Here is a 17,621-nt window from a genome sequence, read left to right as displayed (position 1 = left end):
CCAGAACTCGCACTACGCTCATGAAAGCTCAGAACCGGCTGGAACGCTCTTCCGGTTGAGGCGACTTCAGACCCTGGCAAGAGCATTGCGGATTGGCCGGAAGTCGCGCGGCGGTTTCCAGCGCGACCCGCGAGGCTGTCATGGAGAGATTGGGCAGCACGTCCTCCTGCAGCAATTTCTGGCGGTTGCGGTCCATATAGTCGTTAAAACCCGCCGTGACGAACGCACAGGGCACGAAGCAGGCGCCGATCTCGCGCGCCAAGGTGGCCTCAGGGGCAATAGAATGGTTAAGCACATCCGCCCCCATGCCGCGATACGCCAAAGCCTCGGCTGGGGTTGTCAGTCGCGGCCCGTAACAGTGGGCAGCCACCAACTGCTGTTCGATGCCATGAACGCGGCATTCGGCCGGCCAATAACCGCGGGCCGTCTCAACCAGAACCGCCGCACATCTTGGACATACGATCTGCTTGCCCGAACAGTCGAAGCTCTGGCGGTCCGGCAGCAGTGAAAACGGGGTCTGCGTCAGTTCGATGATGTCGGCGTTCACCACCAAGTCGCCGGGCTGGATCGCCTTGTTGACGGCGCCAACGGTCGAACAGGCGAGGACTTGCCGCACACCCGCTTTCATCAACACCCAGAACGCGCGGCGATGGCAGGAATGGTCGATATGGTCGCGGGGATTGCCGTGCGAATACATGCACAACGCCCGCTTTGCTCTTCCTTCGGCTGAAATCGAGGCATCGAACTCGAGCAACTTCCAGTTGTCGGAACGACCGAAAGGCGTATCAAAACTCATGTCGCGCCGCAGCGTGCGCACGCCATCGAAGCCGACATCTTCCGGGAAGGCAAGGCCCCAGTTTGCCGACCCGGTGATGATGGCCAACCCAACCTGAGGTATGTCAGTCGATCGATCCGCCGGAGCACCGGCTGCGTGATGATTTTTGGGCATGCTTCCAATCTCAGTCAGGATTTTGGCTTGGTCAGGATTGTTGGCTCGGTCAGGCTTTTTGGCGAAGGGCCACGATCACGACGACGACGACAACAATAGCGGTCCACAATGTCGAGATCGCCGCAATGGTCGGATCGATCTGATCGCGCAGCGACAGGAACATGAGCTTAGGCATCGTGCTGTTGCGACCACTCGCGATGAAGATCGAAATCACAGACTCATCGAGCGACGTCAGGAACGCCATCAATGTCGCCGACAACAGACTGAGCTGAAGTTGCGGAACGATTATTCCGCCAACAGCCCTGGCCCAGTCCGCGCCGAGGCTGCGCGCCGCCTGAACCTGGTTCCAGTCGAAGCGAGCCAGGGCGGGCAACAACACAATGCACGCCACCGGAACAGCCAGCACCACATGTCCGACCAGCACACCGAACAACGTTCCGACCAGACGTTGTGCCGCCAGCACAAAAAAGAGGCCGATCGCCAGCAGGATTCCTGGGGTGACCGAGGGGGTGAGCAGGATGCCCTGGATGGAAGCTGCGGTCTTCCCGCCCAGCCGATTCATTGAAATGCAGGCGAGCAGCGCAAAAGGCACCGCGATCAGCGCCGTCAATGTCCCAAGGATCAGGCTCGTCCTGAGTGCTGCCATCCACGTTGCCGAGCCGAAGAAGTTCTCGTACCAGCGCAGCGAGTAGGCGTGCGGCGGAAACTCGAGGAGATTCGACGCCGAAAACGAAAGCGGCACCACCACGAGCGTCGGCAACATCAGAAATGCCATGACAAGAGCAGCAAAGCTCCAGAGGACAATGCGGGCGAGCCGGTTTTGCGGATAGGCTTCAAGCATGGGAGGCTGCCACCGTGTTCTGGGCCAGCAGGCGGCGTGCCGCCAGCAGCATCACACCGATCAGCGCCATCAGAACGAGGAGCAGAATGCCCAGGACGCTCGCCGACCCCCAATCCTGAAAGGTCGATAGCGCACGCTCGATCCGGGTAGAGAGAGGATTTACCTTGCCGCCGCCAAGCACCGCCGGCGTGATGAAAAAACCGATGGAATAGATGAGGACGATGACCGAACCCGAGAAGATGCCGCCGGCCGAAAGCGGCATTATGACGGTGCGGATGACCTGCCCGAGCGTGGCTCCCATGCTCGCTGCCGCGCGAATGAGGTTTGGGTCGATATCGCGCATCGCGGCATAAACGGGCAGCAGGAAGAGCGGCAGCATGTAGTGAACCATGCCGATCAGCGTTCCTGTGAAGTTATAGACCAGCGGCAAAGGCTCCGCTGTCAGGCCCGAACCAGTCAAAGCCGCGTTGATCAGGCCATCACGCCGCAAGAGCACGAGCCAGCCATAGGTGCGCACCAGGATGGCGGTCCACAATGGCAGCATGACGAAGGCCATCAGCAAATTGGCCACCCTTGGTCTGGCGCTGGCCAAGGCGAGTGCCAGCGGGGTGCCCAGAAGAATGCAAATCGCCAGCGTGCCGAGGGACAGTTCAAGGGTGGTGACGAGCGCCGACCATGTCAGTCCGCTCGAAAGCACTTTCGAGTAGTTGGCGACAGTGTACTCACCGCCTGTGGTCAGGAAAGATTGCCGGATGATCCAAAGGATGGGCAATATCGCCGCCAGTCCAACGATGAACAGCGCCGGCAGCGAAAGCGAAAGAAAAAACCGCCGCTCGCGGCGCGCATCTCCGGCGAGCGCAGGATCCACAGTGACGGTCACGCCATCGCTCCCGGTATGGCGTGAACCTTCGCTGCTGGTGCATATGCGGTCATCCGCTGACCGGCGGCAAGCTCGGCGCAACCGCCGGCCAGCGCTGCCGGAATGCAGACAAGGACCTCCTGGCCACCGTCAAGCGCCAGCGTCAAAAGCCAGTTCTCGCCGCGGAACGCCTTGGCGCGCAGTATTCCTTCGAGAGCCACTGCGTCTGACCCGACGAGCTTCGCATCAAGATGGAAGCTTTCGGCGCGAATCATCAGAGTTTCGCCTGACGCTTCGGCGCCATCGATCCTGCGCACCGAGCCCGGCGCCACAATGTTTGCCTCGCCCATGAATTCGGCGACGAAGCGGGTCGATGGACGATCATAGATCCGCTGCGGCGTATCGATCTGCTGGATGCGGCCGGAGTTCATCACCGCAATCCGGTCAGACATGATCAGCGCCTCGCGCTGGTCATGGGTCACGTAGATTGTGGTGATCCCCAGATCATCGTGCAGACGCCGGATCTCATACTGCATGGTTTCGCGCAGATTCTTGTCGAGCGCCGACAGCGGCTCGTCCATCAGCATCACGCGCGGTTCGAAGACGATTGCCCGCGCCAACGCCACCCGTTGACGCTGGCCGCCGGACAGTGCGGCAACATTGCGCTCCGCCAGGCCATCCAGCTTCACGCGGGCCAAGGTGGCAAGCGCCCGCTGACGCGCCTCTGCTCTCGGCGTCTTGCGCAGCGCCAGCGGATACGCGACATTGGCCAGGACATTCATGTGGGGAAACAAGGCGTAATTCTGGAATACTATGCCGATGTCCCGTTTGTTGGGCGCCAGGCGAGTGATGTCGCGATCGCCCAACAAGAGCTTACCGGAATCCGGCCGGACAAAACCGGCCAGAGCCATGAGTAGCGTGGTCTTGCCCGATCCCGAGGGCCCCAGCAGCGTGAGGAACTCGCCAGCTTGAATGTCGAGCGAGACATCATCCAGTGCGACGTAGGACCCGTAAGCCTTGCTGACGCTGTCGATGGTGATCGGGAGCGACTTCATCATCTGCTCCAGCCTTATCAGCTGAGACTCAGCGGGCCATCATCTCATCGAAGGCTTGTTGGGCAGCCTCGCCGTTCTTGACCCACCATTCTGAATTCGAAAACACCGAAGTGCCGGCATTTTCAGGCGCGGTCGCAAGCGTCTTCAGACGGTCCTCGGGAATTAGGCCACCCTCATATGCCACAGGATTGACCGGGCCATAGGCGATGAAATCGGTCAGCTTCGCAACGCGCGCGGGCTGCGTCATCGCAGCGATGAGCTTCATCGCGGCTTCCTTGTTCGGCGCTCCCTTCGGCACCCCAAGGCAGTCCGTGCCGATGACCGAACCCTTGAACGTGTAGTCAGCCGCGCCGCCATCCTTTTTCACGGTCTCTGCCCGTCCGTTCCAGGTAACGACCAGATCCGCCTCACCGTCTTTCAGCAGCTGCGCGGACTGGGCTCCCGAGGTCCACCACACGGCGACATCTGGTTTGATCGCTTCAAGCCGCTTGATGGCGCGCTCCAGCCCTTCCGGCGTGCTGAGCACGGAATAGACGTCCGCCGGCGCCACGCCATCGGAGAGAAGCGCGATCTCGATCGAGTCCTGCGCATTGGCGCGCAACGCGCGGCGGCCCGGGAATTTGGCTACGTCCCAGAACTCAGCCCAGGTCTTCGGCGGGTTCTCACCATAGGTCTTGGTGTTCCACGACATGACGGTGCCATAGGAATCGAACGGATAGCAGTAGTCGGACTTGGCACCCTCCGGCACGGATTTGGGATCGATGATCTTGTAATCGAGTGGCTCCAGCAGCGATTGAGCGGCGGCCTGCGCGCCTTCCGGCGAGCCGAGGTGGATAATGTCGGTCGCAATTGCCCCCGAGGTGACCTGCATCTTCAAGGCGGCCAGGCCGTCGCTCAGGGTTTCCTCGCGGACATCATAGCCAAGCTCTTTTGCAGCAGGGGCCCACATGGCCTCTTTCATGGCGTTGCCATAATCGCCGCCTGCGGTCGTGATGGTGAGTGTTTGCGCATGGACGGGCATGGCAGCCGAGATGGCGAATGCTGTTAAGGAAAGGCGCAGCCAGGACATAGGTTCTCCTCCCGAACTTTATCAAATATTGCCTGAAATGGCTATTTATTCGTAATCGTAACGTTACGATTGCATCTGAATACGCAGGAGTCAAGCTGCTTGCTACGGGCGTCTGGATTGACCGGGATGTCGAATCCGGTAACGTTATGGCGGTCAGCAAGGCAGCCGGCGCTTTCGCAAATGAAGTCGGGCGAACAATGGCCAATCTAAAGCAGATCGCGGCGGAACTTTCCCTCTCGGTGACCACGGTGTCCCGCGCTCTGAAGGATGGCCCGGAAGTGCAGCCCTCGACCATAGCCCGCGTCAAGGAGGCGGCCAAGCGGGTCGGCTATCTGCCAAATCATCATGGTCGTGCGCTCAAGACCGGTCGAACGCTGACGCTGACGGCAGTACTCCCGATGGAGACCCGAGATCATCTGTCCGATCTGTTGAAGCTGCCTTTGATCGAAGGCATGACGCTGGCGGCGCGGCAAGCCGGTTATAGTCTGTCCATCTATTCCACCACTCCCGACGACGATCCAGTCGAGAGTGTGCAGCGGCAGCTTCAGGCGCGCAGCACGGACGGACTGATCATCACGCGCCTGGTGTCGGGTGATCCGCGCGTCAAGCTGCTGCTGGATCAACGCATGCCATTCGTCGCGTTTGGAAGAACCGACCTGGATACCGCGTATCCTTATGTCGATGTCGACAATGAACAGATTGCCTACGAGGCAACCCGACGGCTCATGGATAAGGGCTGTCGACGCATTGCACTGCAACTTCTGGTTCCGGAGGATCAGGGGAGTGCCATGCGTCTTTCCGGCTATGCAAGGGCAATGGCCGAGGCCGGCATTCCGATCGACCAATCGCTGATCGGTCATGGCATGTTCACCATGGAATCGAGCGCAGCCTGGTTCGATCGCTTGCTGGCTTGTTCAGATCCGCCGACAGGCTTGGCATGCGCCAACGAACTGGGCCTTCTAGGGGCGCTACACGCTCTTGGCAAAAGAGGTCTTGCGCCGGGGAGCGACGTCCACATTGTAACGCGTGACAGCACGCGGCTGGCACGCTTCCTGCCGGCGAAGATCGAAGTTCATTCCGTCGATATGGCGGCTGTCGGACGCAAGCTCATCGAAGTCCTCGAGAGCCGGATCATCAATCCGCTTGGGCCGGTCGAAACAATTTTGCTCAGGGGTGAATTCGACCCCGGCGAATAGCCTGCCCGCAGACTCAACCTATGATTGTATAAGCCGAATGCTCTGGCCGTCACTCGGCCGGGGCAGTGCCGACCTGGCCGGCGACTTCCTGATCCAGCTCGGCTAGGAAATCCACGATGCGGGCCGCATTGTCGCCAAGGTCGTAGCGGCCGTAACGCGAGGCCGAACGCATGTCGACCATGACCGCATCGCCATCGTCGCTCACACGGATGGCGACGTCGGCGGGAAGGCTGAGGATGAAGCTCCTGGCCAGGGCGTTGATCGTCACCTCGCTTTGCCCGATCGCGCGGGGAACCGGCGCCGTTAGCTGCCAATCCCGACGATCGAGCACGGTTCCGACCGCTTCCAGGACCCGATCGAAAGGCAGGACATAGCTGCGTCCGGTGACAAGCGGATAGGTTTCTGTCTGCAGGCGCCGCTCGCCCGGGGTCGGCGGCGAAAGCGCGTTCATATCCCAGGTCCGGGTGCTGGTGTCGAGCACCGGCGGATCGTCGAAATCCGTCGAAATGTCCCTGAGCGGTGGATAAGTCGCTGCCCAGTAGGCGGCAATGCCAAAAGGAACAAGCACCAGCAGTGCCAGCACCGTGCCGACGGTGAGATCGCGACCGCCACGGTCGCCGAAATTCCACAATCTCGAAAAGGCAAATCCGGCGAACAACAGCGCAAAGGCGGCAAGCAGCGCGACAATGCCGAGCACCCAAAGGAAAGCCGGCGTTTCAACAAGCTGATATCGGTGGCCGACGAGAACGGTCAGCAGCAGGACCGCCGAAAAAGCGCCTGTCCGCCGCGACCAGCCGGCCGCCCTCGATGTCTGTCGCTCGGGAGTTTTCATCATTTTCAGCACTGCTTCACCCCGAACCGGCGCTTGAAGCCGTTTAGCGGCGGCTTGAAGGCGAAAGACGTCATCTCAGTCAAACCGTCGGCAGGCGATAGTCCCTGAATTGCCGGCGCAAGGTTGTCTTCTGGATCTTGCCCGTAGCGGTGTGGGGAATTTCGCCGACGAAGGCGACGTCATCCGGCATCCACCACTTGGCCACCTTGCCGTCCATGAAAGCGAGGATATCGGCCCTGGTCGGCTCGCGGCCCGGCTTGCGGACGACGACAAGCAACGGCCGTTCGCCCCATTTCGAATGCTGGATGCCGATGGCGGCCGCTTCCGCCACATCCGGATGACCGACCGCGAGGTTCTCGAGCTCGATGGTCGAGATCCATTCGCCGCCCGACTTGATGACGTCCTTGGCGCGATCGGTGATCTGCATATAACCGCTCGGGTCGATATGGGCGACATCACCGGTATCGAACCAGCCGTCTTCATCGAACTGTTCGGACCCGATGCCGCCATAATAGGCGCGCGCGACAGCCGGTCCGCGGACCTTCAGGCGCCCGAATGTCCTGCCGTCCCATGGCAGCTCCTTGTCGTCGTCGTCGGTCACCTTCATTTCGACGCCGAAAGGCGGATAGCCCTGCTTGCTCTGGACCTCGAGCCGGGCATCGCCCTCAAGCCCGGCATAGCCCGGCTTCATGGTGCACAGCGTGCCGAGCGGCGACATTTCCGTCATGCCCCATGCATGGATGACCTCGACATCGTAATTGCCCTGGAACTTTGCCGTGATCGCACGCGGGCAGGATGAGCCGCCGATGACGACTCGGTTCAGATAGGGAAGTTTTTTGCCGGTCTCCTCCAAGTACTGCAGCAGCATCAGCCACACTGTCGGCACGGCGGCGCTGAACGTCACCTTTTCGGTGTCGAGCAGTTCATAGATCGAGGCGCCGTCCAGCTTGCAGCCAGGCATGACCAGCCTGGCGCCGATCATCGGGCCGCTCTGGCCAAGGCCCCAGGCGTTGGCGTGGAACATCGGCACAACCGGCAGTATGGTGTCGCGCGAGGAGAGGCCCATCGCATCGGGCATCGCCGCAATCATGGCGTGCAGCACGTTCGAGCGATGGCTGTAGAGGACGCCTTTCGGATCGCCTGTCGTGCCCGAGGTGTAGCACATGCCGGCGGCGGTGTTTTCATCGAACGTCTTCCAGGTGAAGGCGCCGTCGGCTTCGTCAAGCCATTCCTCATAGGCAACAGCATTCGGCGGCGCCGTCTGCGGCATGTGCGCCTTGTCGGTCAGCACGATCACCTGCTTGAGCGATTTAACCGCGCCGGCGATCTTTTCAAGCAGCGGCATGAATGTCAGATCGACGAAGATCGCCTTGTCCTCGGCATTGTTCATGATCCAGACGATCTGCTCGGGAAACAGGCGCGGATTGAGCGTGTGATAGATCGCGCCGACACCCATGATGCCGTACCAGGCTTCGAGGTGGCGCGCCGTATTCCAAGCCAGTGTGGCGATGCGGTCGCCTAGCCCAAAACCGTCACGCTCGAGCCGCTCGGCGACCCGCAAGGCGCGGCGGTGAATTTCGGCGTAAGTGGTGCGGACGATCGGGCCCTCGATCGAGCGCGACACGATCTCGCGTTCGCCGTGCTGCCTGGCTGCATTGTCGATGAGCTTGTGGCAAAGCAGCGGCCATTCCTGCATCAGTCCGAGCATTCTTTCCTCCCATTGGTCTTTCGTTCCATTGTGGGACGAACCAGCGGATTGTCCAGCCGTGACCGGGCAGAAGCGATGCTTTGATCGAAACACGGGGAAAACCGCCACAATCCGGCCATCGTCGGCGTTAACCTTGATTAATTGGGCAGGGGTGAGATTGGCGACTGAAAGAGGTTCGCATGGACGCGCAGCTCGACGACAAGACTCTCGAAGATTCGCTTGCCGAAAGCCTGGCCGATCTGGCGCCGGACGCCAAAACCGTTTCCGAGGACGAGTTCATCGAAGTCGTCGGCGGCGCCCTTGAGGCGGTCGGCGGCACGCTGCTGTTCAAGATGTGCGTTCAGAACGAAGGCGAAAGCCAGCATGTCGCCGCGGCTTGCGTCGGCGATGGCGGCAACCGCCAGTTCCTGCTTCTTACCCTGCCGACCGGCGGTGGTGCGCTCAAAGTCGAAACCGCGTCGCGAAGCACCAATCCGGTCGCCGGTATCGCCGCTGCCTATGCCGGGCTGATGGATGCGTTTCAGGCTGCTGCCTGATCGGTCGTCGGCTGGACCGGCTTGACAGAGACCCAGCAACACGAAAGGCGATGGTTTTCGCACCCCGCATTCGACGGCGGCCTTGCGCGGCGCGCACGCCCGACACACCTTAGGTCGATGCAAGGAGAACCCGTCATGGACCAGATCGCCAATCCGTCACTCGGCTTTCAACGCAACCCCGATAAAGTGATTACTGTCGAGCCCTATATCGGAACCGTGACCGTACGCGCCGGCGACACGGTCATTGCCTCGTCCACGAAGGCCAAGGTTTTGACCGAATCCCCCTACCCCCCGGCCCTCTACATTCCATTCGAAGACATCGATTTCGACCAGCTTCGCAAGACGGAATCATCGACTCATTGCCCATTCAAGGGCGATGCGAGCTATTGGAGCGTGCTACCTGCCGCGGAAGCAGGCCAGGATGCGATGTGGGCCTATGAGCAGCCTTTCGACGAGATGATCGAAATCCGCCATCACGGCGCGTTCTATCCCAACAAGGTGACGGTCGAAGCCGAACCAGCCTGAGCAGGGCCAGCCTGAGCAGGGACGGAGGTGACCTACTGCTGATCATCGGTGGCACGGCCAGGCCGGCGTCGGCCGCTTACCCGCGACCGTTCTTTGCAGTCTGCACCGCCGCCTGCGCGGCAGCCAGCCTGGCGATCGGCACGCGGTAGGGAGAGCACGACACGTAGTCGAGGCCGACCTCCTCGCAGAAATGGATCGACGCCGGATCACCACCATGCTCGCCGCAAATGCCGAGCTTGATCTCCGGCCGCGTCGCCCGGCCCTTTTCGGCGGCCATCCGCACCAGTTCGCCGACGCCCTCGATGTCGAGCGACACGAACGGATCCTGCTCGATGATGCCCTTCTGGCGATAAGTCTCCAGGAACGAGGCCGCATCGTCGCGTGAGATGCCGAAAGTGGTCTGGGTCAGATCGTTGGTGCCGAAAGAGAAGAATTCGGCCGCCTCGGCGATGACATGGGCGCGGATCGCGGCGCGCGGCAGTTCGATCATCGTGCCAGTAAGATAGGTGATCTTGACGCCGGTCTCCTCCATCACGCTCGTGGCGACGGCATCGATCCGCGCCTTGACGTAGTCGAGCTCCTTCACCAGACCGACCAGCGGCACCATGATTTCCGGGACCACCAGCGCGCCGGCCTTCCTGCCGGCTTCGACGGCCGCCTCGAAAATGGCGCGCGCCTGCATCTCGGCGATTTCGGGATAGGAAACCGCAAGCCGGCAGCCGCGATGGCCAAGCATCGGGTTGAATTCGTGCAGGGCCTCGGTGCGCTGCCTGAGCTTGTCGGGCGACACGTTCATGGCGGCGGCGACTTCGGCTACCTCTTCCTCGGTCTTGGGCAGGAATTCGTGGAGCGGCGGATCGAGCAAGCGGATCGTCACCGGCAGGCCGGCCATGATCTCGAACAATTCGAGGAAATCCGAGCGCTGCATGGGCAAGAGTTTTGCGAGCGCCGTTCGCCGGCCTTTTTCCGTGTCGGCCAGGATCATCTCGCGCATGGCAACGATGCGGTCGCCCTCGAAGAACATGTGCTCTGTGCGGCAAAGCCCGATGCCTTCGGCGCCGAAGGAACGCGCCATGCGCGCGTCGAGCGGCGTCTCGGCGTTGGTGCGCACCTTCATGCGGCGCACGGCATCGGCCCATTCCATGATGGCGGCGAAATCGCCCGACAGCTCCGGCTGCAGCATCGGCACGGCGCCTTTCAGCACCTGGCCGTTGCCGCCGTCGATGGTGATGATGTCGCCCTTGCGGAACGTCGACCCCATCGCCATCAGCGTGCCGGCCCTGTAGTCGACGCGCAGCGAGCCGGCGCCCGACACGCAAGGCTTGCCCATGCCGCGCGCCACCACCGCGGCGTGGCTGGTCATGCCGCCACGCGTGGTCAGGATGCCTTCCGCCGCATGCATGCCGTGGATGTCCTCGGGACTGGTCTCGATGCGCACCAGGATCGCCTTGCGGCCTTGCGTCTTGAGCTCCTCGGCATCGTTGGAGGAAAAGACGATCTCGCCGGTGGCAGCACCCGGAGATGCGGGCAGGCCGACACCGATGACGTCGCGTGCCGCCTTCGGATCGATGGTCGGATGCAGCAACTGGTCGAGCGAGGCCGGATCGATGCGGACGACGGCCTCCTCCTTTGAAATGAGCTTGTCGCGCGCCATTTCGACGGCGATTTTGAGCGCCGCCTTGGCGGTGCGCTTGCCGGACCTCGTCTGCAGCATCCACAATTTGCCGCGCTCGATGGTGAATTCGAGATCCTGCATATCGCGGTAGTGCTTTTCCAGACGGTCGGAGATGGTGACGAAAGACTGGAAGGCGTCCGGCATCAGCTTCTGCAGCGACGGCTTGTCGGAGCCGGCGGCAATGCGCGCCGCCTCGGTGATGTTTTGCGGCGTGCGGATGCCGGCGACAACATCCTCGCCCTGCGCATTGACCAGGAACTCGCCATAGAGCATCTTTTCGCCGGTCGACGGATTGCGGGTGAAGGCGACGCCGGTGGCCGAGGTCTCGCCCATATTGCCGAAGACCATGGCCTGGACGTTGACCGCCGTGCCCCAGCTTTCGGGAATGTCGTGCAGGCGCCGGTAGGTGATGGCGCGGTTGTTCATCCAGCTCGAAAACACGGCGCCGATTGCGCCCCAGAGCTGCTCGTTCGGATCTTGCGGAAACGGCTTGCCGAGTTCCTCCTCGACCTTGGCCTTATAGAGCGCGATCACGCCCTGCCATTCGATGGCGGACAGTTCGGTATCGAGTTCATGGCCGAGCCCGCCCTTCTGGTCTTCGAGGATTTCCTCGAACACCTCATGGTCGAGGCCCATGACGACATCGGAATACATCTGGATGAAACGCCGGTAGCTGTCATAGGCAAAGCGGGCGTCGCCTGAATCGGCGGCCAGCGCCTCGACCGTCTCGTCGTTCAGACCGAGGTTGAGCACGGTGTCCATCATGCCGGGCATCGAGGCGCGGCCACCGGAACGCACCGACACCAAAAGTAGTTTCGACGGATCGCCGAAACGGCGCCCGGTCAGCCGGCCGATGTGGTCAAGCGCAACCGCGACATCTGCTTCCAGCGAGGCCGGGTAGGTGCGGCCGTTGGCGTAATAGGCGTTGCAGACCTCGGTGGTGATGGTGAACCCCGGCGGCACCGGCAGGCCCAGGCTGCACATTTCGGCCAGATTGGCGCCCTTGCCGCCCAGGAGGTTCCTGTCGCCGGCACGGCCTTCCGCAGCGCCGTCGCCAAAGGTGTAGACCCATTTGGTCATGCTTGCTCTCCGGTTGCAGGAGATTGAAAAGATTGACGAAGCCGAAGTCCCGCCGTGTCGCTACACGAGCGATATGATGCTGCAGTGCGAAAGGCAAGGCGCCGGCAAAGCCAGCCAGCTCTACAATCGATTAACAAAAAGCGATGGCGAAAAGAACTTGCGGCTCGGGCGGCCATTTGAACAGAACAAAACAGGAACTATGGGTAACGCCGTGAGACTGACCGGAAGACTTGGTTATCTGGAAATGCCTACAAGCGGTCGAACGCTGGACAGGCTGACGCGGCTGCTCGGCTAAATTCCGACGACGAGCGCACCGCCGCTGAGACCCGCACCCGCGGCCGCCAGGAGGATTTTCTCGCCAGGCCGGAATGGCTCCGTCCGATTGGCCAGCGACAGCGACAGCGGGATCGTCGCGGCGGAAGAATTGCCGTAGTCGGCAATCGACTTGACGATCGCTTGATCTGATATGCCGAGGTTTCGCCCGACCGCGTCGAAAATGCGGGCATTGGCCTGATGCGGCACGAACCGGCCCACATCTTGCGGCCGCATCCCGGCCGCGGCGAGCGCACCTAACGAGCAATCCGTCATCATGTCCACGGCTTTGGCGAACACCTCACGGCCGTCGGTGATCGTCATCCGGGTCTGCCCAAGGTCGAGATCGCCATGGAATGGCATGTCGCTTCCTCCGGCGGGAATCTGGATCAGCCCGTAGCGCGAGCCGTCGGAATCCACTGAAGCACCGAGAATGCCCCGATCCGGGTCATGGGACGGACCGATCACCACGGCGCCGGCGGCATCGGCAAAAAGCACGGCGCTGGCGCGCTCGGCCGGATTGATGCGGCGGCTGAGGATGTTGGCGGCAATGACCAGGCTCGCTTTGCCGTGCACGCGGGTGAACCCATCCGCAAACATCAGCGCATAGATGAAGCCGGCACAGGCGCCGGTCAGATCGACAGCGCCCGCCCGCCCCAGACCCAGCCGATGCGCGACCAGCGGCGCGCTTGGCGGCAGAAGATGGTCGGGCGTCGAGGTGGCAAGCAACAGCAGCCCTATGTCGCTCCGGTCGATGCCGGCGTTGGCCAGCGCAATGTCGCCGGCCTGCGCGGCAAGGCCCGAGAGCGTATCATCGTCGGTTGCCCAGAAGCGGGAACGAATTCCGGTGCGGCGCTCGATCCAGCCGGGCTTGAGCCCGAGATGGTCTTCTATTTCCAGATTCTCGACCTTGCGCGACGGCGCATGATGACCAAAACCGAGAATGCGCGACGATCGGCTCATGGCCGCGAGCCGAAGCGTTTGCCGGCCTCCTCGATTGCATCATAGAGCCCATCAATTTCGTCGCCAGTGATGCAATAGGGCGGCAGAAGATAGAGAACGTTGCCGAGCGGGCGCACGAGCAGGCCATGTTCTAGGAAGAATGCGCGCAGCCTCGGCCCGATTTCGGCCAGGTAGCCGGCAGAGCCGGTGCGCAAATCGAGGGCCACGATGGTGCCGGTCGCCCGGCTGTCGGTGAAGAACGGATTGTCGCGAAAGCGCAAAAGCCCGGCGGCCTGCCTCGCGCTCAAGGCCGCGATCCGTTCGGCCACCGGCTCGTCGCGCCAGATCTCGACATTGGCAAGTGCTGCCGCGCAGGCGATCGGATTGGCGGTGTAGGAACTCGAGTGGAAAAACGTCTTCTTCCGGTCCTCGGAATAATGGGCCTGGAAGATGGCATCGGTGGCAAGCGTGGCGGCCAGCGGAATGGCGCCGCCGGTCAGGCCCTTCGAGGTGCACAAGATGTCCGGAGAGATGGACGCCTGCTCGCAGGCGAACATGGTCCCGGTGCGCCCCCAGCCGGTCATCACCTCGTCGGCGATGAGCAGCGTACCGGAGGTTACGGCGATCCTCTTCAATTCCGCCAGAACCCAGGCCGGATACATCAGCATGCCGCCGGCGCCGAGCACCAGCGGCTCGACGATCAGCGCGGCAGCGCGCCGGTGGCGAGAGAGTGCCTCGAACCGATCCAGCGTCTCTTGCTCGCGCCCTGCAGCTGGGAAGGGAATGGTGTCGACCTCGAACAGCAAAGGCTCGTAAGCGACGTTGAACACGCCGCGGGCGCCGATGCTCATCGTGCCGATCGTGTCGCCATGATAGCTGTGCTCCATGACGACGATGCGTGAACGCGGCGCGCCGATGTTGCGGAAATAGCCGAGCGCCATCTTCAGCGCGACTTCGACTGAGGTCGAGCCGCTGTCGGAATAGAACACCCAGTCGAGCCCGGCGGGAGCAAGGCCGACAAGCGCTCTGGCCAGGCGTTCGGCTGGCTCGTGCGTGAAGCCTGCAAAGATGATCTGGTCGAGGCCCGACGTGGTCGTCTCGATGGCCTTCATGATGCGGGGATGGCGGTGGCCGTGGGTGACGACCCACCAGGAAGAGATGGCGTCCAGGATACGCGTGCCGTCAGCTTTATGGAGATAGGCTCCCTCCGTCAGCACGATTTCCGGAATCGCCGGCTCCAGCGCATGCTGCGTGAACGGATGCCAGACTGCGGACTGCGACATCATTCGCCTCCGGCAATTAGGGCAAGGTCGAAGCCGCCGATCATCGCCTCTCTCAGCGTTTCACCCGTCAGCGGGTCGAGGTGCGGCAGCCTGCCGAGTTGCGGCACGCCGCCGAACTCCACGATTGTTCTTTGCGTATCAGCCACCTCTTCGCCGATGAAGGCGACTCCGATGAGCGGGATGGAGCGAGCCCGCAGGGCCTCGATCGACAGCAACGTATGGTTGATCGTTCCGAGCGACGTGCGTGCGCACAAGACAACTGGAAGTTGCCACCGCTCGAAAATGTCGATGACCATTGTCCGCCGGTTGAGCGGCACCATCAGCCCACCCGCACCCTCGATGACGAGCGGTCCCGGCACGGCCGGAAGGGAGAAGTCTGCCGGCTCGATCATGACGCCGTCGATTTCGGCCGAACGATGCGGCGACAACGGGCTCTTCAAGCGGTAGGCTTCCGGCAGCACGCGCCCCGACGGCAGGCCGGCAAGCCGCGCAACCACCTCGCTGTCGGTTTCGTCGTCGAGGCCCGATTGCACCGGCTTCCAGTAGAAGCCGTCGAGCAGGCCGGCGAGCCCGGCCGCAAATACCGTCTTGCCAATTCCCGTGTCTGTTCCGGTGACGACGATGCGCTTGGTCATGCCGAGGCCAACACCTCGACGAGCGCCTCGACCATTGCGGAAATGGCGGTCTCGTCGACGTTGAGCGTCAGCGAAATGCGCAGCCGCGACGTGCCCTCGGACACGGTCGGCGGACGAATGCCGCGTATGTCGAAGCCGCGGGCCTGCAGTGCCGCCGCCACCGCCATGGTGCGCCGGTTCTCGCCGATGACAAATGGCTGGATCTGCGAGCCGCTGGGGATCACGCCGCAGCGCTCGGCCAGTTGGCGGCCCGCGAAGGCAACGCGTTCCTGCAGCTGGACGCGGCGCGTGGGCTCGTCGGACAACATGGCCAGCGCTTCGCGCGCCGCGACAGCCATCAGCGGCGATGGCGCGGTGGCGTAGATGAATGGCCGGCAACGGTTGATGAGATAGTCGCACAGTGTTCGCGGGCCGGTGACGAGCGCGCCGGACGCGCCGAGCGCCTTGCCGCATGTGTGCAGCGCGACGATGTTGTCGCGGCCCTCGAACGCAGCGGCCAGCCCGCGGCCTTCGGTTCCGCAGACGCCGGTGGCATGCGCCTCGTCGACGATGAGGAATGCGTCGTGCCGATCGGCAAGCGCGACGAGGCTCTCCATCGGCGCGCGGTCGCCATCCATGCTGTAGAGGCTTTCGACCCCTATCCAGACGCGCCCAATGCCGCCTTCGGCGCGCCATTTGCTGATCGCATCCTCGACAGCATTGACGTCGTTGTGCGCGGCCAGCTTGAACTCGGCGCGTCCGGCCTGCGCACCCTCATGCATGCTGGCGTGAGCGAGCTCGTCGAGGACCAGCAGATCGCCCTTCTGCGGCAGTGCGGTCAGGAGAGCGAAGTTGGCGATGTAACCACTGCCGAAGAACAGTGCGCGTTCGGCGCCGAAGAACGCCGCAGCGTCCGCCTCCAGCGCCTCATGCTCCGGCGTGTTGCCGCGCAACAGCCGCGACCCGCTGGCGCCGACTGGCGTGCCCTGTGCAATCGCCATCACAACCGCATCGCCAAGTCTTTTGGAGGCGGCAAGCCCGAGATAGTCGTTGGACGAGAAATCGAGCCCGGCGCGCGGCGACAGCGTCCGCATCCGGTCCTTCCGCGCCAGTCCGCGCAAGGTCGCGTCGTAGCGGGCAAGCGGCGACGCGTTCATTGCGTCTCGAGTTCCATCGGCTCGATGCCGAGGCGGCGGAATAGGAGAGTATCCTTGTCTTCGCCGGGATTGTCCGCCGTCAGCAGCGTGTCGCCGACGAAGATCGAATTGGCGCCGGCAAAAAAGCACAGCGCCTGCATCTCGTCGGTCATGGCGGTGCGGCCGGCGGAAAGACGGACGTGAGATTTTGGCATCATGATGCGTGCCAGCGCGATCACACGCACGAATTCGATCGGCTCGATCGGCTTGGCCTCGGCAAGCGGCGTGCCGGCGATCGGGATCAGCATGTTGATCGGAACGCTTTGCGGATGTTCCGGCAGATTGGCCAGCGACACCAGCATGTCGATCCGGTCCACCGGCTCTTCACCCATGCCAACAATGCCTCCGCAGCAGACCTTGATGCCGCTGTCGCGGACATTGGCGAGCGTATCCAGCCGATCGGCAAACGTGCGAGTCGAGATGATCTCGCCGTAGTAGCGCTCCGACGTATCGATGTTGTGGTTGTAGTAGTCGAGACCAGCCTGCTTCAGTCTAGCGGCCTGCTCGAGATCGAGCATGCCGAGCGTCATGCAGGTCTCCATGCCCAGCGCCTTGACGCCTTCGACCATTGCCACGACCGCATCCATGTCGCGCGCCTTGGGGTTTCGCCAGGCAGCACCCATGCAATAGCGGGTGGCGCCGGCGTGGCGCGCTTTTGTCGCCTCGGCAATGACGCGCCGGACCTCCATCAGCTTCGACGCCTTGAGGCCCGTTTCGTGATGCGCCGACTGGCTGCAATAGCCGCAATCTTCCGAGCATCCACCTGTCTTGATGCTGAGAAGCCGGCTCAGCTGGACCTTGTTGGGATCGAAATTCTGGCGGTGAACGGTTTGCGCCTGAAACAGCAGGTCATTGAAAGGTGCGTCATGGAGCGCCCGAGCCTCTTCCATGGTCCACATCCGGCGATCGCCGACTGCTCGAACTGCGGGCGCGGTCTTTTCCGAAATCG

At 62.5% G+C, this 17,621-nt stretch carries 17 protein-coding genes and 1 pseudogene; 5 read left to right on the top strand and 13 right to left on the bottom strand.

The genetic code is table 11. The features are described from left to right. Positions 1–28 precede the first annotated feature (28 nt). The 5 genes from NMG70_RS07040 to NMG70_RS07020 form a co-directional block, all read right to left on the bottom strand. Positions 29–817 (bottom strand): phosphorylase family protein, encoded by a 789-nt coding sequence (locus tag NMG70_RS07040; RefSeq protein ID WP_254023858.1) that lies wholly within the window; start codon positions 815–817, stop codon positions 29–31. A gap of 181 nt (positions 818–998) precedes the next feature. After that, positions 999–1,790: an ABC transporter permease gene (locus NMG70_RS07035; protein ID WP_254023857.1), complete on the bottom strand. Its 792-nt coding sequence runs from the start codon at positions 1,788–1,790 to the stop codon at positions 999–1,001. Then, positions 1,783–2,670 (bottom strand): ABC transporter permease, encoded by an 888-nt coding sequence (locus NMG70_RS07030; RefSeq protein WP_254023856.1) that lies wholly within the window; start codon positions 2,668–2,670, stop codon positions 1,783–1,785. Before NMG70_RS07030 ends, NMG70_RS07035 begins: the two co-directional genes overlap by 8 nt. Then, complete coding sequence (locus NMG70_RS07025) at positions 2,667–3,704, bottom strand: ABC transporter ATP-binding protein (RefSeq protein WP_254023971.1); 1,038 nt, start codon at positions 3,702–3,704, stop codon at positions 2,667–2,669. The genes NMG70_RS07030 and NMG70_RS07025 overlap by 4 nt, the downstream gene beginning before the upstream one ends. Before the next feature lie 28 nt (positions 3,705–3,732). Then, positions 3,733–4,773, bottom strand: a complete 1,041-nt coding sequence (locus tag NMG70_RS07020) for an ABC transporter substrate-binding protein (protein WP_254023855.1) — start codon at positions 4,771–4,773, stop codon at positions 3,733–3,735. A gap of 146 nt (positions 4,774–4,919) precedes the next feature. On the opposite strand from NMG70_RS07020, the pseudogene NMG70_RS32635 reads away from it, so the two are divergent. Together NMG70_RS32635 and NMG70_RS07010 are read left to right on the top strand one after the other, a co-directional pair. Beyond that, positions 4,920–5,054, top strand: a pseudogene (locus tag NMG70_RS32635) (hypothetical protein); the annotation flags it as partial. Between the two features lie 159 nt (positions 5,055–5,213). Then, positions 5,214–5,969 (top strand): substrate-binding domain-containing protein, encoded by a 756-nt coding sequence (locus tag NMG70_RS07010; RefSeq protein WP_254023970.1) that lies wholly within the window; start codon positions 5,214–5,216, stop codon positions 5,967–5,969. Positions 5,970–6,018: 49 nt separating this feature from the next. Here NMG70_RS07010 and NMG70_RS07005 read toward each other — a convergent pair whose 3' ends face one another. Together NMG70_RS07005 and NMG70_RS07000 are read right to left on the bottom strand one after the other, a co-directional pair. Continuing rightward, entirely contained in the window at positions 6,019–6,804 is a 786-nt protein-coding gene (locus NMG70_RS07005; protein ID WP_254023854.1) for a DUF1499 domain-containing protein, read from the bottom strand. A gap of 76 nt (positions 6,805–6,880) precedes the next feature. After that, a complete protein-coding gene (locus NMG70_RS07000) occupies positions 6,881–8,509 on the bottom strand; it encodes a fatty-acid--CoA ligase (RefSeq protein WP_254023853.1) in 1,629 nt (542 codons plus the stop codon). Positions 8,510–8,688: 179 nt separating this feature from the next. Between NMG70_RS07000 and NMG70_RS06995 the strand changes: the two genes are divergently transcribed. Further along, positions 8,689–9,045, top strand: coding sequence for a hypothetical protein (locus NMG70_RS06995; RefSeq protein ID WP_254023852.1), 357 nt, complete (start codon positions 8,689–8,691; stop codon positions 9,043–9,045). Between the two features lie 135 nt (positions 9,046–9,180). After that, on the top strand, positions 9,181–9,570 hold the full coding sequence (locus NMG70_RS06990; protein WP_254023851.1) for a DUF427 domain-containing protein: 390 nt from the start codon (positions 9,181–9,183) through the stop codon (positions 9,568–9,570). Between the two features lie 76 nt (positions 9,571–9,646). Here NMG70_RS06990 and ppdK read toward each other — a convergent pair whose 3' ends face one another. Beyond that, positions 9,647–12,325: a pyruvate, phosphate dikinase gene (gene ppdK / locus NMG70_RS06985; protein WP_254023850.1), complete on the bottom strand. Its 2,679-nt coding sequence runs from the start codon at positions 12,323–12,325 to the stop codon at positions 9,647–9,649. Between ppdK and NMG70_RS06980 the strand changes: the two genes are divergently transcribed. After that, positions 12,318–12,620, top strand: a complete 303-nt coding sequence (locus NMG70_RS06980) for a hypothetical protein (protein WP_254023849.1) — start codon at positions 12,318–12,320, stop codon at positions 12,618–12,620. The two genes, ppdK and NMG70_RS06980, sit on opposite strands and share 8 nt — an antisense overlap. On the opposite strand, the gene bioZ is transcribed toward NMG70_RS06980, so the two are convergent. Genes bioZ through bioB form a run of 5 tightly spaced genes read right to left on the bottom strand, consistent with a single transcriptional unit; the run spans position 12,617 to position 17,571 of the window. Next, positions 12,617–13,600 (bottom strand): 3-oxopimeloyl-[acyl-carrier-protein] synthase BioZ, encoded by a 984-nt coding sequence (bioZ, locus tag NMG70_RS06975; protein ID WP_254023848.1) that lies wholly within the window; start codon positions 13,598–13,600, stop codon positions 12,617–12,619. The genes NMG70_RS06980 and bioZ overlap by 4 nt on opposite strands. After that, positions 13,597–14,862: an adenosylmethionine--8-amino-7-oxononanoate transaminase gene (locus tag NMG70_RS06970; RefSeq protein WP_254023847.1), complete on the bottom strand. Its 1,266-nt coding sequence runs from the start codon at positions 14,860–14,862 to the stop codon at positions 13,597–13,599. Before NMG70_RS06970 ends, bioZ begins: the two co-directional genes overlap by 4 nt. After that, positions 14,862–15,497, bottom strand: coding sequence for a dethiobiotin synthase (gene bioD / locus NMG70_RS06965; protein ID WP_254023846.1), 636 nt, complete (start codon positions 15,495–15,497; stop codon positions 14,862–14,864). The genes NMG70_RS06970 and bioD overlap by 1 nt, the downstream gene beginning before the upstream one ends. Then, entirely contained in the window at positions 15,494–16,633 is a 1,140-nt protein-coding gene (locus NMG70_RS06960) for an 8-amino-7-oxononanoate synthase (RefSeq protein WP_254023845.1), read from the bottom strand. The genes bioD and NMG70_RS06960 overlap by 4 nt, the downstream gene beginning before the upstream one ends. Beyond that, positions 16,630–17,571 (bottom strand): biotin synthase BioB, encoded by a 942-nt coding sequence (gene bioB / locus NMG70_RS06955; protein ID WP_254023969.1) that lies wholly within the window; start codon positions 17,569–17,571, stop codon positions 16,630–16,632. Before bioB ends, NMG70_RS06960 begins: the two co-directional genes overlap by 4 nt. Positions 17,572–17,621: the final 50 nt, after the last annotated feature.

The organism is Mesorhizobium ventifaucium, assembly GCF_935822925.1.
Taxonomy (GTDB): Bacteria; Pseudomonadota; Alphaproteobacteria; order Rhizobiales; family Rhizobiaceae; genus Mesorhizobium; species Mesorhizobium ventifaucium.
This window is presented reverse-complemented; position numbering and strand designations above follow the sequence as displayed.